Consider the following 23,829-nt stretch of genomic DNA (forward strand, 5'->3'; position numbering starts at 1 on the left):
TGTGTGATGCTTCTGTTATACTACCTGTTCGCTCACAATAGGAGAGAACTTTTTTACGAAAATCTATTGAATATGCCATAAGAAGATTATACCACATTATGTACTGTTTTAGGTTCATTTTACTATAGTAAGTATTCCACCGAGGATAAGTGTTTCGAGTTTCATGGGTTATTTAAAAGGAAAAAGTGCACTCATGATGTTTGACAAACACGCCAATCTAAAGTACAAGTTTGGGAATCGGCATTTCTGGGCGGAAGGTTATTATGTAAGTACGGTGGGACTCAATGAAGCCACAATTAAGAAATATATCCAAGAACAGGAAAAGCATGATATAGCACTAGATAAATTGAGTGTCAAAGAATATGAGGATCCCTTTAGGGATAGTGGTAAGTAATACTAACGCCTCTTTGAGAGGCAAGTGACGAGTCAAGAGCAATGAGGCTTGAACAACGTGAAAGCCAGCGTCTTTAGGCGCTGGCTGGTAATTTGGGCTCTATAATTTCTGTAGTGGGTAGAACCACCATAGGAATTATGGAGCCTATTTTGTTGTAGAAAAAAAGTCCCATAAGACCTATAATGAAAAGTGACCAAACCATCATTAGAAAGAATCTTATGGAACAATTAAATTTTATCACAAACTTACTCGAAATTAAAGATAAGAACATCATAATCTTGGATTATCTTGATGCTGGAACGCATAAAGAAATCATCGCTAAGCTAGATTATACTGCACCTGTGTGCCCTCGCTGCCTAGGGCAAATGACTAAATATGACTTCCAGAAAGAATCTAAAATCCCTTATCTAGAGTGTGCAGGCTATAAGACACTCATTCGATTGAGAAAACGCCGTTTCCGTTGTAAAGTCTGCGGGAAAATAGCTGTTGCAGAGACTTCTTTAGTCAAAAAGAATCACCAAATCGCGACCATCGTCAACCAGAAAATCACTCAAAAATTAATCGAGAAAGTCCCTATGACGGCTATCGCAGAAAGTCTATCTGTCTCTACTTCGACAGTCATTCGTAAATTGAAAGAATTCAAATTCAAGACAGATTTATCTTTCCTTCCAACTCACATGTCTTGGGATGAATACAGCTTCAAGAAAGGTAAGATGAGCTTCATTGCACAGGATTTTGATTCCAGAAAGATCGTAGCTATCCTGGATGGGCGGACTCAAGTGACCATTCGCAATCATTTTCTTCGTTATTCTAGAAAGGTGAGAAGTCGCGTGAAAGTCATTACCATGGATATGTTTAACCCCTACTACGATATAGCCAGAAAAATTTTTCCTAACGCTAAAATCGTTCTCGACCGCTTTCACATTGTCCAACATCTCAGTCGTGCTATGAACCGTCTTCGCATCCAAATCATGAATCGTTTTGATAGAAAATCGCACGAATATAAGGCATTGAAACGTTACTGGAAACTCATTCAACAGGATAGCCGTAAACTCAGCGATAAACGATTTTATCGCCCGACTTTTCGCTCACACCTGACCAATAAAGAGATTCTCGAAAACCTTCTTGCATACTCTCAAGAACTTAGAGAGCACTATGACCTCTATCAACTATTACTGTTTCATTTCCAAGAGAAACAAACAGACCATTTCTTTGAACTGATTGAAGAAACGAGTTCTTGTGTAAATCCTATTTTTCAAACTGTTTTCAAGACCTTTTTGAAATACAAGGACAAAATCATGAACTCACTGGAACTGCCCTACTCAAACGCAAAACTAGAGGCTACTAATAACCTCATTAAGGTCATCAAGCGCAATGCTTTTGGCTTCCGGAACTTTGAAAACTTTAAAACTAGAATCCTCATTGCTTTGAATATCAAAAAGGAGAGAACCAAGTTGGTCCTCTCCAGGTTATAACTTTTCATCAACCCACTACAGTTGACAAAGAGCCGTAATTTGGGCTTATAGCCCTGGGGCAAACCACCCGTTAGACGGGTGGTTATGATTATTCTAAACGACCATCTTTACGATAGGCGATATCTGGTTGCCATGTCCATTTGGCACCGTATTTCTCAAGGAGATCAAAGCTAGCTTGAGGTCCCATGCTACCAGCCTTGTAGTCATGAAGTGGAGCTCCGTTTTCAGCCCAAAGCTTCTCGATACGGTCAATCAATTTCCATGATGCACTCACTTCATCCCAGTGGCTAAAGTTAGTTGAATTATTGTTCAAAACATCATAGATGAGTTTTTCATATGGGTCTGGTGAAGCACCTGTTGCAGTCGCATCTGTTCGATAGTCAAGCGAGTTTGGCGCAAGGCTAAACTCTTCCCCCACCTTTTTACCGTTAAGACTGAGAGAGAATCCTTCTGTTGGTTGGATGTAGATTGTCAAAATATTTGGTGCTAGAGGTTGATCAAAGATTGAATCCATTTGTTTGAAGACAATGTTCACGTGTGTTCCTTTTTCAGTTAGGCGTTTACCTGTACGGAAGAAGAAAGGTACATCACGGAAGCGGTCGGTATCTACAAAGAAGGCACCTGAAGCAAAGGTTTCTGTCATAGATTCAGGGTTAACATTTGGTTCACTACGGTATGAAATATATTTCATGCCATCAACTTTACCAGAACGATATTGACCACGGATGAAGTGCTCTTTAAGTTCCTCATCTGTAGAGTGGTAGAGGTTCTTGAAGACCTTGATTTTCTCTGCGCGAATGTCATCCTTGGTAAAGCTAGCAGGCTTGTCCATAGCAAGGAGTGACAGGAGTTGGAGTGTATGGTTTTGAACCATATCACGAAGGGCACCAGACTCATCATAGTAGCCACCACGCTCTTCAACACCTAGACGTTCTGCAAAGGTAATCTGAACATTATCGATGTGTTCACGATTCCAAACATTTTCAAAAATCATATTAGCAAATCGGATAGCAAAAATGCTTTGAATCATTTCTTTACCGAGATAGTGGTCGATACGATAGATTTGCTCTTCGTTAAAAGTAGCTAGGAGTTCTTCGTTTAATTTGCTTGCAGTCTCATAGTCGGTTCCAAAAGGTTTCTCAACGATCAAACGTTCAAAGCCTTTACCATCAACAATTTGCTCTGATTTGAGGTGTTTAGCGATGGTACCAAAGAACTGAGGTGCCATTGAGAGGAAGAAGAGTTTGTTGTGTTCAGTCTGATATTTTTCATTTAATTCAGCCTGAAGTTTACGTAATTCGATGTAGTGCTCAGTGTCATTAACATCGTGGCTTTGATAGTAAAAATGACTCGCAAATGCTTGAGCCTCTTCAACGCTATCAGCCAAGTCAAGAATTGATTCGACAACAACAGATTCGAAATACTCCTTACTCCAAGGTCTACGAGCAGTTCCAATAACAGCAAAATGATCAGAAAGATTACCTGATTTATAAAGTCTAAAAAGTGAAGGGTAGAGCTTACGTTTGGCCAAATCCCCACTTGCACCGAAAATTGTAACAATAACTTTTGATGACATCTAGCTACCTAATTTCTATTTTGTTTCCTAGTTAAACTAGGCATGAGGAGTCCCCATTTTTCATATCCTTTATTTTATCATAATTTTCTAAAAAATCCAAAAATCCAATACGGCTATACTAAGAGGTTAGGCAAAACTCAATTTCATACTCTTCGAAAATCTCTTCAAACCACGTCAGCGTCGCCTTACCGTACTCAAGTACAGCTTTCGGCTAGCTTCCTAGTTTGCTCTTTGATTTTCATTGAGTATTAGGAGAAACCGAAGTAAATCTTTCCACAATAAAACGCATAATATCAAGTTTTTTATACCTGATACAATGCGTTTTTTTGATTATAAAGACTTTTAGCCCTGCCTCTAGGCGTTTAGAACCTTGTCTAAAAATTCTTTAAGTCGCGGATGTTGTGGGTTGTCAAAGATTTGATCAGGTGTTCCGTCTTCTAGGAACTCGCCATCTGCAGTAAAGATAACGCGGTTAGCAACCTGACGAGCAAATCCCATCTCATGGGTTACGATAATCATGGTCATGCCTTGCTCAGCCAATTCTTTCATAACGTTTAGTACGTCTCCAACCATCTCAGGGTCAAGGGCAGAAGTTGGTTCATCAAAGAGCATGATATCAGGATTCATTGCTAGTCCACGAGCGATAGCCACACGTTGTTTTTGACCACCGGATAGGCTATCTGGGTTAGCATTAGCTTTATCTGCTAGTCCAACCTTTTCAAGCAACTCCATTCCCAATTTCTCAGCTTCTTCTTTAGTCATCAACTTGTGCTCAATTGGAGCAAAAGTAATGTTGTCCAATACAGACATGTGTGGGAAGAGGTTGAAGTGTTGGAACACCATTCCAATATTTTCACGGACGTGGTCAACGTTGGTTGTTTTTTCAGTTAAATCATAGCCGTTCACAGTGATGTGACCGCTAGTGACTTCTTCTAGAAGATTGAGGCTACGGAGGAAGGTTGACTTACCAGAACCTGAAGGACCGATGATACAAACAACATCTCCTTCATAGAACTTAGTCGTAATTCCTTTTAGGACTTCATTTTTTCCGTAGTTTTTGTGTAAATCATTTACATCAATTTTTAGTTTTGCCATTAACGAATCCTCTTTTCTAAGCGTTTCGCTAGTCTAGTCAAAAGTGTGATAATTACAAGATAGAAGATGGCAAGGATTGCATACATCTTGAAACTTTGGTAGTTACGGGCGATGATGATCTTACCAGTTTGGAAAAGTTCAACCAAACCGATAGCAGATACGATAGTTGTATCTTTAAGAGCGATAACGAATTGGTTAACGAAGTTTGGCAACATTAATTTAGTTGCTTGTGGCAAGATAATCTTACGCATGGTTTTTCCATAAGAGATACCCAAGCTTCGGCTGGCTTCCATTTGACCAACTGGAACGGCCTGAATACCACCACGAACGATTTCAGCGATATAAGCAGCTGCATTGAGCGATAGGGCAATAGTACCAGCTACAAAGTCGTTAATGGGGCTTTGTTGGCCTGTAATGGACTCGATAAAGTTTGGAATTCCCCAGAAGATGAAGGCTGCAAGAATCATCAATGGAATACCACGGATAACGTCAACGAAAATCTCAGAGATCACACGAAGAGATTTGTATGGGCTAACGCTAAACATACCGAAGATAATCCCGATGACAATGGCAATAGCAAACGAGATAAGAGCTAGAGCAAGAGTGATGCCAAGACCGCTAAGGAGTTGTTTGTAGTTGTTTTGGAGCAAGCCCCAGATAGTTGTCTCATCAACAGTGCTTGTTGATGTAGTTGATGATTCGCTAGCTAGGTATTTGTCAAGAATCTTTTGGAATTCACCGTTTGCTTTAAGGTTTGCAAGTCCGTTATTGAACATTTCAATCAATTCTGGATTTGCTCCTTTTTTAACAGCAAAGGCTGTTTCTCCGATTGGAGTTCCAGGGATTGGTGTTTTCAATTTTTGACCTTGGCTGATAGAATATTTGAGAACAGGCTCATCATCCATAACGGCATCGATGGCACCAGTGTTTAAACTGTCATACATTGATGAACCATCAGCGAAGGTTTTGATTTTGTAACCGTATTTGCTTTGGTTTTCAGTTAGGAAGGTTTGAGAAGCAGTTCCGTTTTTAACACCGACTGTCTTTCCTTTCAAATCTTCATAAGAAGCAATGGTACTTGATTCTTTGACACCAAGGATAGTATTGGCAGTGTAGTAGGATTCTGAGAAGTCAAAAGTTGCCTTACGAGCATCTGTGACAGACATACCAGCAATGATACCATCAGCTTGACCAGCTTGGACAGCACTGATAGCTGCATCGAAACCAGGATTGGTAATTTCAATTTCAAAACCTTGGTCTTTAGCGATGGCCTTAATCAAGTCCATATCAATACCAGTAAATTGGTTGCTTGAATTTTGGAAAACAAAAGGTGCAAAAGAAGAATCGCTGGCAATGATATATTTAGCTTTAACAGGAATAGCTTTTAAGCCCGCTAGAGTAGTTGTAGTTGGCACTGCTGAAGACGATGAAGCAGTCCATTTCTTGATGATTTTATCAAGACTACCATCTTTTTTCATCTCAGCCAAGGCTTGGTTAAATTCAGTGACTAAGTGCTCGTATTTGCTACCTTTTTTAACACCGAAAGCAAAGCTACCTACAGCTTCACCATCCATTTCAATATGGAGGTCTTGACCTTGGTTAATGGCATATTCGATAACAGGTTTGTCATCCATCATGGCATCGATGGCACCAGCACTCAAGCTGTTGTTCATCAAATCACCAGTGTCAAATGTTTTAATGCTAAAGCCATATTTGTCCTTGATACTTTCAAGGAAACGTTGAGCGGCAGTACCGTTTTTAACACCAACAGTTTTACCTTTTAATTGGTCATACTGGCTAATCTTGTGTGACTTTGTAGTTGCAATGACAACTTTTGTATCATAGTAAGTATCAGACATGGTGAAAACTTTTTCACGTTCTGCAGTTTTTGTCATTCCTGCCATAATTGCGTCAGCTTGACCAGCTTGAACCGCATTTACCGCTGCGTCAAATCCAGGATAGGACATCTGAATGTTCCATCCTTTAATCTCAGCGACTTTGTTAATAATGTCAACATCAATTCCTTTATAAGTTTGATCTGAATCTTTAAACTCAAAAGGTGCATAGGCGGTATCAGACACAATCTTAATCGTCTCTGCTTTCGCAATACCTAATGAGAAAATTGGGAATAAAATTAGCAAAAATGCTAGAAATTTTTTCTTCATTTTTAGTCTCCTTTTCCGAATATTTTCCCATTATATCAGAAACTAAAAAAGTTGGCAAATATTTAGTGTTTTCATGTGAGAAGATGTGACATAAGATGCTAAATGGCAAGAAGTTGAGAATCAGTAAGTCGATCCTTTTTATGGTAAAATAGAAGGATAGAAAATGTGTATGAGGCAATTATGATCAATAGAATTACAGACAACAAATTTAAACTCGTATCTAAATACCAACCGTCTGGTGACCAACCGCAGGCCATTGAACAGTTGGTTGATAATATCGAGGGTGGAGAAAAAGCTCAGATTCTGATGGGGGCGACTGGAACAGGGAAGACCTATACCATGAGTCAGGTCATTTCCAAAGTCAATAAACCAACTCTGGTTATTGCCCACAATAAAACTCTAGCAGGACAGCTCTATGGGGAGTTTAAGGAATTTTTCCCTGAAAATGCTGTTGAGTATTTTGTGTCTTACTATGACTATTACCAGCCAGAAGCCTATGTCCCTTCTAGTGATACCTATATTGAGAAGGATAGTTCTGTCAATGACGAGATTGACAAGCTCCGCCACTCAGCGACTTCAGCCCTTCTGGAGCGCAATGATGTCATTGTAGTAGCTTCAGTCTCTTGTATCTATGGTTTGGGTTCGCCAAAGGAATACGCTAATAGTGTCGTGAGTCTCCGTCCTGGTCTAGAGATTTCTCGTGATAAACTCTTGAATGATTTGGTGGATATCCAGTTTGAGCGCAACGATATTGATTTCCAACGGGGAAGATTTCGCGTTCGTGGGGATGTGGTAGAGATTTTCCCAGCTTCCCGTGATGAACACGCCTTTCGAGTGGAATTTTTTGGAGACGAAATTGACCGTATCCGTGAAGTTGAAGCGCTTACAGGTCAGGTGTTGGGAGAAGTGGATCATTTGGCGATTTTCCCTGCGACTCACTTTGTGACCAATGAGGACTACATGGAAGTTGCCATTGCAAAGATTCAGGCAGAATTAGAAGAACAACTAGCTGTCTTTGAGAAGGAAGGTAAACTGCTTGAAGCCCAACGTTTGAAACAGAGGACAGAGTATGATATCGAAATGCTGCGTGAGATGGGCTATACTAACGGGGTTGAGAACTATTCACGCCATATGGATGGACGTAGCGAAGGAGAGCCTCCTTATACGCTTCTCGACTTCTTTCCAGATGATTTCTTGATTATGATTGACGAGAGTCATATGACTATGGGACAAATCAAGGGAATGTACAATGGAGACCGCTCTCGTAAAGAAATGCTGGTTAATTATGGTTTCCGTTTGCCGTCAGCCTTGGACAATCGTCCTCTCCGTCGTGAAGAGTTTGAAAGTCATGTGCATCAGATTGTTTACGTTTCAGCGACACCTGGTGACTATGAAAATGAACAGACTGAGACAGTGATTGAGCAAATCATTCGTCCGACAGGTCTTTTGGATCCTGAGGTGGAGGTCCGTCCGACTATGGGACAGATTGATGACCTCTTGGGTGAAATCAATGCCCGTGTTGAAAAGAACGAGCGAACCTTTATCACCACCTTGACCAAGAAAATGGCAGAAGATTTGACCGACTACTTCAAAGAAATGGGCATCAAGGTCAAGTATATGCACTCGGATATCAAGACTTTAGAGCGGACGGAGATTATCCGTGACCTACGTTTGGGTGTCTTTGATGTCTTGGTCGGAATCAACCTCCTCCGTGAAGGAATTGATGTTCCTGAGGTAAGCTTGGTTGCCATTCTCGATGCTGACAAGGAAGGTTTCCTTCGTAACGAGCGTGGACTCATCCAGACTATTGGACGTGCCGCTCGTAACAGTGAAGGGCATGTCATTATGTATGCGGACACTGTGACTCAGTCTATGCAACGTGCCATTGATGAAACTGCTCGCCGTCGGAAAATCCAGATGGCCTATAATGAAGAACATGGTATCGTTCCACAAACCATTAAGAAAGAAATCCGTGATCTGATTGCTGTGACCAAGGCAGTTGCTAAGGAAGAGGACAAGGAAGTTGACATCAACAGTCTCAACAAACAAGAGCGCAAAGAACTCGTCAAGAAACTAGAAAAACAAATGCAAGAAGCCGTTGAAGTGCTTGACTTTGAACTAGCAGCACAGATTCGCGATATGATGCTGGAAGTGAAGGCGTTGGATTAGGGTGTTAGTAGGAGATGAAATGGCAAATTTACATTATTTTACAGGTAAATTTAGTGAATCTGAATTAAAGAATTATTTTTATTCTTTGGATGGAAGAGAACAGAAATCCGAACTTGAAAACTTTATTAATCAATATTTAGACTTATCTAAAGAAGAACAATTAAAATATGTTAAATCTTTTCTTGCAGTTTGTGTAACTTTTGTTGTGCAAATTGATAAAACTGTTAGAAAAAAGATTTTAGAGACCTTAAATAAAATACTATCAAATAATTTACTATTATATAATTGGTATGATTTTTCTAATTATTTATTTATTCTTTATTATTATTTATTTGAACCAAAAGAATATGAAGAATATTCTATATTGTTTGAAGATGGAAGTTGTTTTTTAAGAATTCTTGAATTAGTATTATATGGTGATTTAGAGGAACCTGAATTACTAGCTCCTCCAATACTTTCAGTTTTTTATCAATTATTTAATCAGAATACTTTACCAGAAGAAAAAAGAATTTTGTTAAAGAGGGAATTAGAATCATTTATAAGTTTTATATTCCAAGATATTGATTTTGAGAGAATTGACTATTGGTATTTTGAATTAGATGAGATGGTATCTATTTTTAAAAATGAACATCTCGAAAAAATTAATAACTATTATTTCAATAACCCTCAATCTAATTATGTTGAGGAATACTTAGATTTTGTATCAAGGCATTTTGATGATATAATTGAAGATTCGATTGATGTTGTTCGAAAGATAGCAGAAGAAAATGATTCGGATATAATTCGCAACCAAGCTATTAAGTTAATTGAGGAGTATAATCATGATATTTTGAATGAGAAAAGTGATTCAGAATTTATCCTGTCATTTGATGCTAATCAACTTTTAGAACAAGCGGACAAGATTATATACTATATACGTTCTAAATTGACTGTTGATGCAAATGAGTTGAAAGAAATAGGTTCCTTTGGACATTATACTAAGATTGACACATTAACAAATTATCTTATAAAAGCTGACTGGAAAAATGACAATAAAAATGAAAATGATCCTAAAGTAAAATCTCCCTTTTTACGACTGACTAATCTAAAACAGTTAAATGATCCGATGGAAGGAAGAGCAGTATATGATTATTTGGGTATAGATAATACGTTTTTCAAACAATATCAAACTTCCAATGTTTTTATATCTTCTCTAACCACGGTATCTGATAGTTTACCTATGTGGAAGGAATATGCAGATTCATCTCAGGGAGCATTCCTTGAATATGATCTGTCTTATCTTGAAGATATAGTTGCTCATAAATCGATAGAGTTTGTTAAAGTTCATTATTTGGATTTAATGTCAGCGAATAAAGATGAAACAGATGTTGGTAAATCTCTTGATAATTTAAAACAGCTATTTGAAAAATTGCAAGAGCTGAAAGCTGAAAAAGAATTGATAAGTTTTGCTGAGAAATTGAAGAAGATTTCTTACCTTTTCAAGGTTAAAGACTATGAGTATGAAATGGAGTATCGTATTTTAATTAATTTAGATGATACAGCTATACAAAATATTATTAAAAGAGATATCAATGATTCGACAAATGAGAAATACTTTAAGAAAGAAGAAATTGGGTTAGAAATTTTTGATAAAGTTAACTATAATGATTTTAGGAAGTATATTGTATTAAGCTCAAAAGACAATGGCAGATATGATTTATTTGTATACATCAATTTGGCTCCTTTGAAGTACTCAAAAGTAATTCTGGGTCCAAAGGTTACTGATGCAGACTATATTGCTCCTTACCTCAAACTTGCTAATCCAGATATAGAGATAGAAAGTTCGAAAATCCCTTATCGTTGAGTTTAGAGATTCACATTTTTTTTAAATTTTGTTGAAGAATGAGTAATTCCACTCTTGAGTAAAAAATGAAAAATAATAAGAGTAATTCAAATAAAAAAAGGAATCACACAAGAAAAGAAAGTTTTCAGCTTTGGATGGATTCTCATAAATTAGTAGGTTTCTTCTTGGTATTTGGCCTAATATTAGGAATAGGGCTAGGTGTCACTCTTGTTTTTAAATTCCTTCCTATTCCATCACCATACAGAGAATTCAACTATAGTTTTCCAATATATATAAATATTTTTTGTCTGGTGTATCGATTATTTGACTATTGGTTCCTAGACATGTCTAAGACAAGGATGACAATAAAAAGATATGCAGATTTATTTATCTATCTTAATAGTATTGGTTTAATAGTTCATCTCTTTATTGGTATTGGCGGGAAAAATAGTAAAGGAATTTTGCCGTCCCTCTTATCCCTAGATCACCGTTACATTTGGTTTCCAATCGTTACTTACTTAATATTCTTTTTAGTAGCGATTTTGATAGGTTTTCTTTCCAAGTATATTGAAAAGAGGACAAAAGGAAATGGGGAAAATTCACTCAAATGAAAAATCATAAAAGAAAATTAAAAAGGAAAAAGAAATTATCCAGGGTAGAGAAGTTCAATCTGTGGTTAGATTCTCATAAGCTGTTGGCCTTCTTAGTGGATTTTATAGTTTTATTATCAATAACTGGACTAATAGGTATTGTTTTTCAAGTAATTATCCTTATACCAAGCCCATATAACCATAAGGACTACATGTTTCCGCTCTACTGTAATATACTTTTGATATTTGCTAGGTTCTATGCTTATTATCTGCGAGAAATTTGTTCAACTAAGAAAAATTTTAAAGATTATTTAGAACCGTTTCTTTATATCAATAGTTTCGGTTTTATAATTCACTTGACATGGGAATTAAAACACGGACTCACTACGTTTTACCTCCCCTCTTATCCCTAGATCACCGCTACATCTGGTTTCCTATTGCAACTTATCTGATCTTTTTCAGTTTGGCATCTATTATAACTCTAGCGATGAAATATATTGAAAAGAAAAGGAGTCAATCATGATGAAACATCTAACTGTATTTAGGTTTATTTATCTTTTGTGCCTGGTATTTGTACTGCTTCATTTTATCTTAGGGCTTTTTGGTTTAGCCTTTACACCGGTCTTGTGGAATTTCTGGTTCTTTGGTCTTTGTTTAACCCTATTTATCCATCCGTGGACTATCTTTTATAAATCTAGAATCTTTCAATGGCATCATCTGATTTTTCAAGCTCTCAGTGGATTCGTTGCTCTCATAATCTGGTTTATGATATTTTTATTTTTCTCCACGGTTCCAGATTCATCTATGCCTATCAATTTAGACTACTATGTGATTAGGGAAAAAAATGAAATAAGAATCATCAGAGGATTCTTACTCCATGAAATTCATGAATATCATGACTTAGTTAATCCTTTGATTATGAAATCTAAAGTTAAGTATGTAGAAAAAAATTAAACATTAGAAAGTGAGTTCTATGTCTAGAGCACAATTAACCATTTTAACTAATATTTGCCTGATTGAAGACCTTGAAAATCAGCGCGTGGTTATGCAGTATCGATCGCCTGAAACCAACCGCTGGTCTGGCTATGCCTTTCCAGGAGGTCATGTTGAAAATGGAGAAGCATTCGCTGAATCTGTTATTCGTGAAATTTACGAGGAAACAGGTCTGACGATTCAAAATCCTCAACTTGTCGGCATTAAAAATTGGCCTTTAGATTCGGGTGAACGCTATATTGTCTTTTGTTATAAGGCGACTGAGTTTTCTGGAAGGCTTCGTTCTTCGGATGAAGGAGAAGTCTCCTGGGTGCAAAAAGACCAGATTCCAAACTTGGATCTGGCCTATGATATGTTACCCTTGATGGAGATGATGGAAGCTCCTGATAAGTCAGAATTTTTCTATCGTCACCGTACAGAAGATGGATGGGAAAAGAAAATATTCTAATCCTTTACTAAATAACCTAGCTGGTCCAAGGCCTTCTCGATATAGAGAAGGTCTTGTTCGTTTTCAGCTTCGACTAGGTGATAATGGACGCCATCTGTTAATTCAGAAAGTGGTCTAAAGTCAGATCTTTCGACTTGCTCTAAAAAATGCTGAACGTCACGGCGACAAGAGAGTTTGAGCAAGGTTTCAATTTCACCGTAGACAGGATGATCAATCAAGGTATTCTGAACACGTCCCCCATTATCGACGATAGCTAGAAGTTCTTGACCAATTTCTTCCATCTCGTGCTTAACTTTAAACAGTTTGTGAACATAAGGATTGGTTTTATTCTCTTTATAAATATAGCCACGATTGGTTGATAAGATCGGAGCACCATCAGCACGTAGAACAGCAATGTCCTGAACGATAATCTGACGGGTTACATGAAAACGGTCTGCTAAAGTTTGACCATTTAGAGGTTTTTGAGACTCCTTTAACAGTTGTAAAAGTGCTTCTTTTCGATTTTTTGTCATGTTCTTCTCTCTTAACGCTTAACGGCGTTTTCTCAATGCTTTATAAACAGCCAAGGCTAAGTAATAGTCTACCATACTATGGATAATAGTACCAAATCCAACTAATACAAACAAGACATAGAACATATTTTTTAAGTCAGTTCCAGTACTAGCATAAAAGATCATACAAGCCAAAACTTCAGCAATAGCATGAACCAAACCAAGTACAAAGTTAAAAATCAATGAAGATTTCTTATTGTCCAAGGTTTGAGGATGTTTTTGAAGATAGAAAGCACCTAGACTTCCAAAGAATATGTGGGAAAAGGCGCGAAGTACAATGACAATCGGATACCCAGCCATGAGAAATCCTAAACTAGAAGCTATAATAACAAAGATAGCCATCCATGGCGAGAGAAACATAGCGATAAAAATAGCAACGTGACTTCCTAAAGTGTAGGAAGCGGGAGGAATGACAATTTTAAAGGGCATGACCAAAGGAATCAAAATAGCGATAGCTGTCAGCAATGCGGTCAAGGTCATGAATTGTGTTTTCTTTTGTGTATTCATAATAACTCCTTTTTCTGTATATACAGTTGTATAGTACAATAAAAAATCAAACAAGTCAAGAAGCAAAATTGATTTTTGAGGAGATTATCTTGAAATAAGGTTAAAAAATAAATAAATTTTTTAAAAAATAAGAAAAAAACTCTTGCACTAAACAAAGTAGTATGGTATACTTATATACGGTTTGAAAAAACTGCCTAAGACAGTAGGGGAGCTCGACTCATAAATATCCTACCGAGGACAAAACGTATCATGTAAAAAGAAGCGTATTGTACTTTCGTGTCTAGGTTTGGGCGCGTTTTTCTTTTGGAAAAATTCCCCAAGCAAAATAATTACGGAGGTGAACACACTAATGAGTGAAGCAATTATTGCTAAAAAAGCGGAACTAGTTGACGTAGTAGCTGAAAAAATGAAAGCTGCTGCATCAATCGTCGTTGTAGACGCTCGTGGTTTGACAGTTGAACAAGATACAGTTCTTCGTCGTGAGCTTCGTGGAAGCGAAGTTGAGTATAAAGTTATTAAAAACTCAATCTTACGTCGTGCAGCTGAAAAAGCTGGCCTTGCAGAACTTGCATCTGTATTTGTTGGACCATCTGCTGTAGCATTTTCTAACGAAGATGTTATCGCTCCAGCGAAAATCTTGAACGACTTTGCTAAAAACGCTGACGCACTTGAAATCAAAGGTGGTGCAATCGAAGGCGCTGTCGCATCAAAAGAAGAAATCGTTGCTCTTGCAACTCTTCCAAACCGCGAAGGACTTCTTTCTATGCTCCTTTCTGTACTTCAAGCGCCAGTGCGCAACGTTGCTCTTGCAGTCAAAGCGGTTGCAGACAACAAAGAAGACGCAGCTTAATCTTAAGCTACGCAGCGTAGCCTAGCTACAAAAATATAAACATAAAATATAAACTTATTTGGAGGAAATAACAATGGCATTGAACATTGAAAACATTATTGCTGAAATTAAAGAAGCTTCAATCCTTGAATTGAACGACCTTGTAAAAGCTATCGAAGAAGAATTTGGTGTAACTGCAGCTGCTCCTGTAGCTGTAGCTGCTGCTGGTGGTGCTGAAGAAGCTGCTAAAGATTCATTTGACGTTGAATTGACAGCTGCAGGCGACAAGAAAGTCGGCGTTATCAAAGTTGTACGTGAAATCACAGGTCTTGGTCTTAAAGAAGCTAAAGAACTTGTTGATGGTGCACCAGGTGTCATCAAAGAAGGCGTTGCAGCTGCAGAAGCTGAAGAAATCAAAGCTAAATTGGAAGAAGCTGGAGCTTCAGTTACTCTTAAATAAGAGGCATATACCAATTAGAATTCGGAATACTATAGTATCAGCCTTTTAGAATCGTGAACACATTTTAGAAACTGATAAATTAATTTAGTTTCCTGCCAAAAACCCTACCAAAAATTAATTTGGCAGGGTTTTTCTTTTTAATAAAATTATTTTGGAGAACAGTTGAATATTGTTCTCCTTTTTTTATTTTCTGGAGGGAAAATGACAAAAGAATTACAATCATCACGCTATATTGTCATTTCATTTTTAGTACGTGAAATGGAAATTGACATTGTTGAAGCCATATCTCTTATGGCTGAATTAGAAAAAAGTGGCTTGGTTCGCTTGGAATCAAGTGGAGATTTAATACTCAAAGAACTTGGAGGTGCGCTATGAAACGAATTACCGCAAATCAATACCAAACTTCAGAACGGTATTACAAATTACCTAAAATTCTTTTTGAGGATGAGAAATATATGGATATGAAACTAGAAGTAAAGGTGGCTTATTCTATTTTAAAAGATCGTTTAGAATTATCTCTTAGTCGTGGTTGGATAGATGAAGAAGGAGCGGTTTATTTAGTATTTTCTAATTCTAAACTGATGAGGCTGTTAGGTTGTTCGAAGTCAAAATTACTATCAATCAAAAAAATTCTAAAAGAATATGACCTAATTGATGAAGTCCAACAGTCTTCAAGTGAGAAAGGGAGACTAGCTAATAAGATTTATTTAGGGGAGTTGTCTACTACCCCAGTAGGTAATTCAAACAGGCCTAGTGTTAAAAAAAGACTAGGGCAGGTTGAAAATGAAACAGCCCCCGTCTCACATTCAGCCCCTAGTGAGACTGAAGTTAGTGAGACTAAATATAGTGAGACTGATTCTTTATTTATTGAGGATGAGGAGGATAGGAATACTCAACCTATCTTGAAAAGAAAAGTAGAAAAGGTCACAAAATATGATCGAGATTATATTTGGGGATTGGTACAAGATCAATTTAGACGAGAAGGTTTTTCTGAAACAGCCAGTGAAATTGCTATGACTGATTTTGAAAGAATCTATCAATATGCTCTTGACAATGTTCGCTTTGTTAGACGCGCGGAAGTGCTTGCTGAATTTGTATTTAACGGCTTGTATTCTGTTTGGAATAACCGTGTTAGAAAAGGAGGTGGTTAAAATGTCGCCAATCGAGTGGATATTAGTTATGCTCATTTTAATTTCAAGTGGTGTGACACTTTGGACATTGATAGTCGATCAGAAAGGGGTAATCAAGAAATGAGATTTATTGATTTATTTTCAGGTATCGGTGGTTTTCGACTTGGAATGGAAAGTGTCGGACACGAGTGTATTGGATTTTGTGAGATTGATAAATTTGCTAGGAAATCTTATAAGTCCATTTTTCAAACGGAAGGAGAAATTGAATTTCATGACATACGAGATGTTTCAGATGACGAATTTAAAAAACTTAGAGGGAAAGTCGATATCATCTGTGGGGGATTCCCTTGTCAAGCATTTTCAATCGCAGGAAGACGATTGGGATTTGAAGATACTAGAGGAACTTTGTTCTTTGAAATTGCTCGGGCGGCCAAACAAATCCAACCACGTTTTCTTTTTCTTGAAAATGTTAAAGGCCTACTCAATCACGATAAGGGACGGACGTTCACCACAATCCTTACCACACTTGATGAGTTGGGGTTTGATGTTGAGTGGCAGGTGCTTAACAGTAAGGATTTTGGCGTTGCCCAAAACAGAGAGAGGGTGTTTATTATCGGACATTCTAGAAAGAAAGGTACCAGACTCTTATTTCCTTTCAGACGAGAAGGTCAAGCAACTAACTCTGAGACTTTGAAAGCACTAGGAAATTTGAATCCATCAAGAAGTGGAATGAGTGGTAAAGTCTATTATTCAGAAGGTCTTGCGCCAACCTTAGTTCGTGGAAAAGGAGAAGGATTTAAAGTTGCGCTTCCTTGTATGACACCAGACAGATTAGAAAAAAGACAAAATGGTAGACGTTTCAAGGATAATCAAGAGCCAATGTTTACTTTAAATACTCAGGATCGCCATGGTATTGTCGTTGTTGGAGATTTACCAACTAGCTTTAAGGAAACTGGTCGCGTCTATGGAAGTGAGGGCTTATCTCCAACACTGACTACGATGCAAGGTGGAGATAAAATCCCCAAAATACTGATTCCAGAACCAATCCAATTTCTAAAAGTCCGGGAAGCAACGAAAAAAGGATACGCTCAAGCAGAAATAGGAGATTCAATCAATTTGGAAAGACCAAGTTCTCAGTATCGTCGTGGTAGAGTTGGAAAAGGTATAGCGAATACGTTAACAACTAGTGGTCAAATGGGAGTAGTAGTTGCTAGTTATGAAGGAGAAGATAAACAAGTTTATCATGTAGCCGGTGTATTAATAGATGGACAATTTTACCGTTTTAGAATACGACGAATCACTCCTAAAGAGTGTTTTCGCCTGCAGGGCTTTCCTGATTGGGCTTTTGAAGCTGCTAGAAAAGTCTCTAGTAATAGTCAGCTCTATAAACAAGCTGGTAATAGTGTAACCGTTCCTGTGATTGCCGCAATCGCAAAGAAATTAAAAGAAATAGAGGAAAAAGATGAAAGCATTAAATAAAGAATCAATACTAGATTGTGATGAATTAGAAACAGAATTACATGATGCAGAAATCAAACAGCTGGATGAACAATTATTTTTGATACCCAATTATCCATGTGAGTTTGAAGTAACATTTTTAGATGATTACCATAAAAAACACAACTACCCACTATTTTACGAGTCCTATCTTCAAAACGTTATGGAATTCCTTGAAAGTCAAGACATAAAGAATGGGGTTGATGCCTTTGTAGATGATAATCATAATCTTGTTTTTGTTTTATATGGGCAAGGCTATCAAGCCGAGGGAAAAGAGGGAATACTTACAACCCAAGTAACTGTAAAAGCTCATGATGAAGACAAGAAACCGATTAACTTCGCAAATTTATTAGATTCCTTAATAGTCTCAGAATATCAAATGGAACCGAATCTTTGGGAGGTCTCCCATGATTGATCTCTATCTAAGTAAAAATAGCCAAAGAAATCAACTTCTTTTAGACTTCTTCAAAAACTATGGCATTGAGGTATCTTGTCATTCGATTTCTGAAATGACAAGGGATAAATTAATTGAGATGATGAGCTATTCTTCAGATTGTTTTGAGTTTTTATCTCCAAATTTATTACGATTTAAGAACCGTGACAATTTAAGATTAACGGATTTCATTGAGATGATCTTAAAAAATCCTGAACTAACCATCAGACTTCCTCTTGCGGTTTCAAATAAGAGAGTTTATCCAAATCTGAATTTGGAAGAGGCTAGAGCTTTATTGCCAAGAGATACGAAACAATTGATTTACATGGCACAAACACATTATTTATCTAACTAAAGGAGAATCAATATGGCTGAACGATTTTGGGAGAACTTGTCCATTATTTTGGCTGAAAGAAATATCAGCTGGATTGAGTTAACCAGAAAAATGTTTGCGAGAGAGTTTCACTATCCAAGTGAATTGAATCGTTTGTATCAAAAGATACGCCACTACAAGATGGAACAACGAATGCCTCAAAGTCCATGGGTAGAAAGGATTGTGCAGGTATTAGATTTAGATTATGAAGATTTATTTCGGAGGTAACTATGAAAAGAATAATTCCAGTTTATATATTCCAACAAGTAAATGTCTTATTGGTATCCCTATACTTACTGAAATTGCTTTGTATTAGTGAGTTAACCATACTACAGATTCTCTATTGTGCGTCGCTCATTTCTTTTTTATGGATGTATGGTCAACGAAAACAAGTTGTCAAGGTCAATATGAAAACTAGGATGAAATGGCTTGGTATTGTATTCGTTAGCCTACTGATTATAAATCTATGTTTTAGCCTAATCCATGCTCAAGGAACTACGAATCAAGCAAACTTAATTGGCCTTCAACATCAAGTCCCTTGGTTTTCATTTTTATTGTTATTAATCAATGCGAGTATGGTTGAAGAATTTCTGTATCGAGAAATTTTATGGAACTTGGTTAGAAAATTAGATATTCGAGTTGCTTTGACAAGTATTTTATTTGCCTTAGCTCATCATCCAGGAACCATTTTAGCTTGGTGTTTGTATGTTTCACTTGGGATGTTTTTAGGGCTTGTGCGCTACAAATCGGACTTATGGGGCAGTATGGGGCTACATTTGGTGTGGAACCTATCAGTCTATGTCTTATTTTTTCTTTAATAATAGCTGGTCTGTCTTAAGCATGGATCAATTTTGAAATAAAAAAACTAAATGAATTGATTTTAAAGAAATAAAATGCTAACATATATAGTAGGTGTTAGCATTTTATTTCTAAGAAAGGAGAATGATATGGTTGATAAAAGAGAGAAACTGATGAACTCTTTCAATCAGTATGGTTTTTTAACTTTTAAACAAGTAATAGATGAAAATTTACACTACAAAACCTTATTAAAAATGGTTGCAGAAGGAAAAATCGATGCTGAAGAAAAAGGGTTATATCGCTTACCTGATATTTATTTAGATGAGTGGTTTGTCCTTCAGTATCGATTTCCAAAGGGAATCTTTTCTTTGGAGACAGCACTTTGGTTACATGGTTTATCTTTGACTATCCCTTTTAATATGACGATGAGTTTTCCTTATGGTACGAATACCAAAAACATTAAGGAAGCAGATATATGTCCTATTATTTTACGCTCTCACTATAGTGAAGGAATTATTGAAATAGAGCGCCTTCCTGGTCAATTTATTAAAGTTTATGAAGTTGAACGAGTTTTGGTTGAATGTCTAAGACCAGTTCATCAGGTGGATCTTCAAATTATTGCACCAGCGTTTAAAAAATATTTTCAACAAAATAAAATTCATTTACACAAATTATTTTATTATGCCCAGCTATTTAAAGTAACTGATAAGTTACAATCTTATACGGAGGTACTATCTTAATGTTTTCAAATGCGAATAGCTTTAAAGCAAAAATCAAAAACATTTCAAAAGATAAGGGAATTCCAGCTCAACAAGTACAACAACATTATTTAATTGAGCAAGTATTAAAGCTGATTTCTACTAGTTCTTATAGAGATTCCTTCATTGTAAAAGGAGGGTATCTAATAGGTCAAATGATTGGACTAGATAAGCGAACCACAATGGATTTAGATGTCACTCTGAAGGGAACCGAAATGAGCAGAGAAAATTTGATTCATATCTTTGAAGAGATTCTTTGTTCTAAAACTGATGGATTTTCATTTTCAGTAGATAAGCTAGAACCTATTCGCCAAGATGATGAATATGGAGGATTTTCATTAAAATTAAATGCAACTTTTGATACATTAAAGGAGGTTGTTTTTATTGATATTACTACTGGTGATAAGATTACACCAAGAGAAATTACTTATTCAATGACTTCTATCTTTACTAATGAAAGTATCAAGATATGGACATATAATCTAGAGACTGTACTTGCTGAAAAGTTAGAAACAATCATCAGTAGGGGATTAGCTTCGACACGCCCACGTGATCGATATGATCTTTTCACCTTGTATAAACTTAGAAAAGAAGAGATTAATCTAGAAGTATTAAAAAATGCACTTGAGAATACGGCAGAAAAACGTAAAAGTAAAGATACTATTTATAATTGGGAAGAACAAGTGAGAGGAATTGAAATTTCTGATTATCAGAAAGAGCTATGGATTCGTTATCAACGCCAATTTAAGTATGCTAAAGATATCTCATTTGATAACTCTGTTCAGGTCATTAGGGAAATTATGCAACAAATATTTTAGTACAAAAGCAACTCATTCGTAAAGCAGTGAGTTGCTTTTTTTATTCCAACAACCCCAAAAATGTGATAAAAATTTCAACTACTCTTATCTATAATAAAGCTACCTGTTCTTTGAAAATTGAATCCACTCCGTCTTGATTAGCGTGCCTGTGTAAGTAGGGACTGAGAGTATTTCCCTGTGAAGGGCAACTGGCACAAGACGTGTGTGAGAATTTTCTAACAGACACGGAGTTTATCGTTACCAGACTTAAACGATGCGACAAACTAGATAAAGGAGTTAATCATGAAGGTAGTAAACTTGTATGATTTGAAACAAATGGGAAATAAAGGTGGTTGTACCATCCAATTGATTCATCACTTTCCTTTTGGTATGGGCTTAGGACATCTCAAAAAAGACTACATTGAATTTAAACGTGTTGGTATCGTTGATGGGAAAGCAGTAGAAGTTACTCTTCGAGAATCTTATTCTAGAGATCTACTGCAGGTTGTCAAGTCGATTAAGCAACGTCAGAAATTGATAGCTTATCGTTATAAAGAAGGAAAGCTGCTATTTGTTAAGGAGGAGGCATCAGATGTCCTCTGAACAACAGGAACGAATGGCAGTTCAATATGCTGAGCGTAGTCTTTTATTTACTGTAAAAAGTCTCTTAAAGATTCTAGAATGGTCTAGACGTCAGGCTTTAGCACAGGATTCCGCCTATAAGGTAGGAGTGCAGAAATTAGAAGAATTGCTACAATCTCCTTATTCGATTGATACGATTAATCTGAAGAAAGATTTTTTAGACAAACCAATTGATATAGAGAAATTTAAAGCTTTTTTAGAAAAAGAAGAGATTCCTTTAGCCATCGCTTGGCAAGGGGATTCTCTGCATTTCTACACGAAAGACCGTTCGATTCTAGACAATCATTTAGACCATCTGTTAGAAAAAATGGTTAATGATCCGGAGAAATTAGCTGATTTTATCATGGATAAGTCATTAGACGATGCAATTGATGAGGCTAAATCCCAAATTACCTTTAGACAAGAAGGTGCCGTCAAACAGAAAGAGATGGTGAGATGATGTACAGTGGAAAGAAATTCCTACTATTCTCACTGTTAGGTATCTTACTAGGCTATCTTTTTCATCGTTTGACGCTTTTGTATGATTCCTATACTGGAAATACATTAGATAAATGGATTCATCTTCTGATGGAAGGTCAAGATGAAGTTCTTCAGTCGCCATGGAATGTTTCCTTTACTGGAAAATCAAGTGCTTTTTTTCTACTAGGCTTTGTGATGATGTTGCTGGTTTATCTCTATCTAGAGACTGGTAAAAAACAATACCGAGAAGGGGTAGAATACGGGAGCGCCCGTTTTGGAACTCTAAAAGAAAAGAAGCTCTTTTACGGTAAGGAATTTTTACATGATACGATCTTAGCACAAGATGTTCGTTTGACATTATTAGATAAAAAACCACCCCAATATGATAGAAATAAGAATATTGCAGTGATCGGAGGTTCAGGAAGTGGGAAGACATTTCGCTTTGTGAAACCCAATCTAATTCAGATGAATAGTTCTAATATTGTAGTGGATCCTAAAGATCACTTGGCCGAGAAAACAGGAAAACTCTTTTTAGAACATGGCTACCAAGTAAAGGTGTTAGATTTAGTCAATATGAAGAACTCAGATGGCTTCAATCCTTTTCGCTATATAGAGACAGAAAATGATTTGAATCGCATGCTGACGGTTTATTTCAATAACACCAAAGGCTCTGGCTCTCGTAGTGATCCATTTTGGGATGAAGCTTCTATGACTTTGGTCCGAGCTTTAGCCTCCTACTTGGTCGATTTCTATAATCCACCCAAAACAAGAGAACAGCTCATAGAAGAAAGTCGTTTAAGTCAAAAAGAATACAAAAACTTGTTGAAACGTCAAAAAAAAGAAGTGGAGGAGCGAAAAAAACGAGGGCGTTATCCAAGTTTTGCTGAAATATCAAAACTCATTAAACACTTATCCAAGGGTGAAAACCAAGAAAAAAGTGTCTTAGAAATTCTATTTGAAAATTATGCTAAAAAGTATGGAACTGAAAATTTTACCATGCGAAATTGGGCAGATTTCCAAAATTATAAGGATAAGACTCTGGATTCTGTTATAGCTGTAACCACTGCTAAATTTGCCCTTTTCAATATTCAAAGTGTCATGGATTTGACCAAAAGAGATACCCTTGATATGAAGACATGGGGCCAGGAAAAATCAATGGTTTACTTAGTTATCCCAGATAACGATAGTACCTTTCGTTTTCTTTCAGCCCTCTTTTTTTCAACCGTATTTCAAACCCTAACAAGACAAGCAGATATTGATTTTAAGGGTCAATTGCCTCTTCATGTGAGAGTTTACTTAGATGAGTTCGCAAATATCGGAGAAATCCCAGATTTTGCTGAACAAACCTCAACAGTCCGTTCTCGAAATATGAGTCTCGTTCCTATTCTACAAAATATTGCCCAACTTCAAGGGCTCTATAAAGAAAAAGAAGCTTGGAAAACCATTCTTGGGAACTGTGATAGCTTAGTCTACTTAGGTGGTAATGATGAAGATACCTTTAAATTTATGAGTGGCTTACTCGGTAAACAAACCATTGATGTTCGAAATACTAGTCGTTCCTTTGGCCAGACAGGTTCAGGATCCCTTTCTCATCAAAAGATTGCTCGTGATTTAATGACACCTGATGAAGTCGGAAATATGAAACGGCATGAATGCTTGGTTCGAATTGCCAATATGCCTGTCTTTAAAAGCAAAAAATACAATTCCACTAAGCATCCAAACTGGAAATACCTAGCCAATCAAGAAAGCGATGAACGGTGGTGGAACTATCAAATCAATCCTTTGAATCAAAGTCAAGAAAACCATCTTGAAGGCCTCAGAATTCGTGATTTAACTTTTGAATCTAGTTTAAAATAAAAATAGAAAAG

26 protein-coding genes, 1 pseudogene and 1 other annotated feature are annotated in these 23,829 nt (G+C 36.8%); of the genes and pseudogenes, 21 read left to right on the forward strand and 6 right to left on the reverse strand.

Going from position 1 to position 23,829, the window contains the following annotated elements; genetic code table 11:
* Positions 1-79 (reverse strand): IS630 transposase-related protein (locus QM917_RS07625; protein ID WP_137995624.1); only part of this gene is annotated, 79 nt, incomplete at its 3' end.
* Between the two features lie 45 nt (positions 80-124).
* Here QM917_RS07625 and tnpA point away from each other — a divergent pair.
* A pseudogene (gene tnpA, locus QM917_RS07630) lies at positions 125-394 on the forward strand (IS200/IS605 family transposase); the annotation flags it as partial.
* A gap of 218 nt (positions 395-612) precedes the next feature.
* Complete coding sequence (locus QM917_RS07635; protein WP_414285417.1) at positions 613-1,869, forward strand: ISL3 family transposase; 1,257 nt, start codon at positions 613-615, stop codon at positions 1,867-1,869.
* An 88-nt stretch (positions 1,870-1,957) separates the two neighbouring features.
* Here QM917_RS07635 and zwf read toward each other — a convergent pair whose 3' ends face one another.
* The 3 genes from zwf to QM917_RS07650 all read right to left on the reverse strand — a co-directional run bounded on the left by zwf (position 1,958) and on the right by QM917_RS07650 (position 6,705).
* A complete protein-coding gene (gene zwf / locus QM917_RS07640; RefSeq protein WP_049548301.1) occupies positions 1,958-3,445 on the reverse strand; it encodes a glucose-6-phosphate dehydrogenase in 1,488 nt (495 codons plus the stop codon).
* A gap of 354 nt (positions 3,446-3,799) precedes the next feature.
* Positions 3,800-4,540, reverse strand: coding sequence for an amino acid ABC transporter ATP-binding protein (locus QM917_RS07645; RefSeq protein ID WP_049548302.1), 741 nt, complete (start codon positions 4,538-4,540; stop codon positions 3,800-3,802).
* Positions 4,540-6,705: an ABC transporter substrate-binding protein/permease gene (locus tag QM917_RS07650; RefSeq protein WP_049548303.1), complete on the reverse strand. Its 2,166-nt coding sequence runs from the start codon at positions 6,703-6,705 to the stop codon at positions 4,540-4,542. Before QM917_RS07650 ends, QM917_RS07645 begins: the two co-directional genes overlap by 1 nt.
* Before the next feature lie 180 nt (positions 6,706-6,885).
* Between QM917_RS07650 and uvrB the strand changes: the two genes are divergently transcribed.
* From uvrB to QM917_RS07675, 5 genes are all read left to right on the forward strand, one after another.
* A complete protein-coding gene (gene uvrB / locus QM917_RS07655; RefSeq protein WP_049548304.1) occupies positions 6,886-8,874 on the forward strand; it encodes an excinuclease ABC subunit UvrB in 1,989 nt (662 codons plus the stop codon).
* A 19-nt stretch (positions 8,875-8,893) separates the two neighbouring features.
* Positions 8,894-10,717: a DUF2971 domain-containing protein gene (locus QM917_RS07660; protein ID WP_414285418.1), complete on the forward strand. Its 1,824-nt coding sequence runs from the start codon at positions 8,894-8,896 to the stop codon at positions 10,715-10,717.
* A gap of 65 nt (positions 10,718-10,782) precedes the next feature.
* Positions 10,783-11,307: a hypothetical protein gene (locus QM917_RS07665; RefSeq protein WP_414285419.1), complete on the forward strand. Its 525-nt coding sequence runs from the start codon at positions 10,783-10,785 to the stop codon at positions 11,305-11,307.
* Positions 11,308-11,805: 498 nt separating this feature from the next.
* Positions 11,806-12,240 carry a hypothetical protein gene (locus QM917_RS07670; RefSeq protein ID WP_045763321.1) on the forward strand — a complete coding sequence of 145 codons (435 nt, stop codon included), beginning with the start codon at positions 11,806-11,808 and terminating at the stop codon, positions 12,238-12,240.
* Positions 12,241-12,259: 19 nt separating this feature from the next.
* Positions 12,260-12,727 carry an 8-oxo-dGTP diphosphatase gene (locus QM917_RS07675; protein ID WP_281334993.1) on the forward strand — a complete coding sequence of 156 codons (468 nt, stop codon included), beginning with the start codon at positions 12,260-12,262 and terminating at the stop codon, positions 12,725-12,727.
* Here QM917_RS07675 and QM917_RS07680 read toward each other — a convergent pair.
* Both QM917_RS07680 and QM917_RS07685 read right to left on the reverse strand, forming a co-directional pair.
* Positions 12,724-13,239, reverse strand: coding sequence for a transcription repressor NadR (locus tag QM917_RS07680; RefSeq protein WP_281334992.1), 516 nt, complete (start codon positions 13,237-13,239; stop codon positions 12,724-12,726). The genes QM917_RS07675 and QM917_RS07680 overlap by 4 nt on opposite strands.
* Positions 13,240-13,257: 18 nt before the next feature.
* Entirely contained in the window at positions 13,258-13,785 is a 528-nt protein-coding gene (locus QM917_RS07685) for an ECF transporter S component (protein ID WP_001095969.1), read from the reverse strand.
* Between the two features lie 175 nt (positions 13,786-13,960).
* Positions 13,961-14,096, forward strand: a sequence feature (ribosomal protein L10 leader region).
* A gap of 38 nt (positions 14,097-14,134) precedes the next feature.
* Between QM917_RS07685 and rplJ the strand changes: the two genes are divergently transcribed.
* The 14 genes from rplJ (at position 14,135) to QM917_RS07755 (ending at position 23,818) form a co-directional block, all read left to right on the forward strand.
* Positions 14,135-14,635, forward strand: coding sequence for a 50S ribosomal protein L10 (gene rplJ, locus QM917_RS07690; RefSeq protein ID WP_001287269.1), 501 nt, complete (start codon positions 14,135-14,137; stop codon positions 14,633-14,635).
* Positions 14,636-14,708: 73 nt separating this feature from the next.
* Positions 14,709-15,074 (forward strand): 50S ribosomal protein L7/L12, encoded by a 366-nt coding sequence (rplL, locus tag QM917_RS07695; protein WP_001196968.1) that lies wholly within the window; start codon positions 14,709-14,711, stop codon positions 15,072-15,074.
* 201 nt (positions 15,075-15,275) lie between these two features.
* Positions 15,276-15,449 carry a hypothetical protein gene (locus QM917_RS07700; RefSeq protein ID WP_414285420.1) on the forward strand — a complete coding sequence of 58 codons (174 nt, stop codon included), beginning with the start codon at positions 15,276-15,278 and terminating at the stop codon, positions 15,447-15,449.
* Complete coding sequence (locus QM917_RS07705) at positions 15,446-16,225, forward strand: replication initiator protein A (RefSeq protein ID WP_061706398.1); 780 nt, start codon at positions 15,446-15,448, stop codon at positions 16,223-16,225. Before QM917_RS07700 ends, QM917_RS07705 begins: the two co-directional genes overlap by 4 nt.
* A 99-nt stretch (positions 16,226-16,324) precedes the next feature.
* The gene (gene dcm, locus QM917_RS07710; RefSeq protein ID WP_414285427.1) at positions 16,325-17,683 is read left to right on the forward strand and encodes a DNA (cytosine-5-)-methyltransferase; all 1,359 of its coding nucleotides are present in this window, start codon (positions 16,325-16,327) and stop codon (positions 17,681-17,683) included.
* Positions 17,667-18,116, forward strand: coding sequence for a hypothetical protein (locus QM917_RS07715; protein ID WP_414285421.1), 450 nt, complete (start codon positions 17,667-17,669; stop codon positions 18,114-18,116). Before dcm ends, QM917_RS07715 begins: the two co-directional genes overlap by 17 nt.
* Positions 18,109-18,489 carry an arsenate reductase family protein gene (locus tag QM917_RS07720; RefSeq protein ID WP_000566533.1) on the forward strand — a complete coding sequence of 127 codons (381 nt, stop codon included), beginning with the start codon at positions 18,109-18,111 and terminating at the stop codon, positions 18,487-18,489. Before QM917_RS07715 ends, QM917_RS07720 begins: the two co-directional genes overlap by 8 nt.
* Positions 18,490-18,501: 12 nt before the next feature.
* On the forward strand, positions 18,502-18,735 hold the full coding sequence (locus QM917_RS07725) for a transcriptional regulator (protein WP_414285422.1): 234 nt from the start codon (positions 18,502-18,504) through the stop codon (positions 18,733-18,735).
* A 2-nt stretch (positions 18,736-18,737) separates the two neighbouring features.
* On the forward strand, positions 18,738-19,325 hold the full coding sequence (locus QM917_RS07730) for a CPBP family intramembrane glutamic endopeptidase (RefSeq protein WP_049512264.1): 588 nt from the start codon (positions 18,738-18,740) through the stop codon (positions 19,323-19,325).
* 129 nt (positions 19,326-19,454) lie between these two features.
* Complete coding sequence (locus QM917_RS07735) at positions 19,455-20,045, forward strand: type IV toxin-antitoxin system AbiEi family antitoxin domain-containing protein (RefSeq protein WP_000227919.1); 591 nt, start codon at positions 19,455-19,457, stop codon at positions 20,043-20,045.
* Entirely contained in the window at positions 20,045-20,881 is an 837-nt protein-coding gene (locus QM917_RS07740) for a nucleotidyl transferase AbiEii/AbiGii toxin family protein (RefSeq protein ID WP_000492399.1), read from the forward strand. The genes QM917_RS07735 and QM917_RS07740 overlap by 1 nt, the downstream gene beginning before the upstream one ends.
* Before the next feature lie 282 nt (positions 20,882-21,163).
* Positions 21,164-21,463 carry a hypothetical protein gene (locus QM917_RS07745; protein WP_049474495.1) on the forward strand — a complete coding sequence of 100 codons (300 nt, stop codon included), beginning with the start codon at positions 21,164-21,166 and terminating at the stop codon, positions 21,461-21,463.
* Positions 21,453-21,941, forward strand: coding sequence for a hypothetical protein (locus tag QM917_RS07750; RefSeq protein ID WP_414285423.1), 489 nt, complete (start codon positions 21,453-21,455; stop codon positions 21,939-21,941). The genes QM917_RS07745 and QM917_RS07750 overlap by 11 nt, the downstream gene beginning before the upstream one ends.
* Positions 21,941-23,818: a VirD4-like conjugal transfer protein, CD1115 family gene (locus QM917_RS07755; protein WP_414285428.1), complete on the forward strand. Its 1,878-nt coding sequence runs from the start codon at positions 21,941-21,943 to the stop codon at positions 23,816-23,818. Before QM917_RS07750 ends, QM917_RS07755 begins: the two co-directional genes overlap by 1 nt.
* Positions 23,819-23,829 lie beyond the last annotated feature (11 nt).

The sequence above is a fragment of the Streptococcus infantis genome, assembly GCF_047460685.1.
Lineage (GTDB): Bacteria > Bacillota > Bacilli > Lactobacillales > Streptococcaceae > Streptococcus > Streptococcus infantis_AD.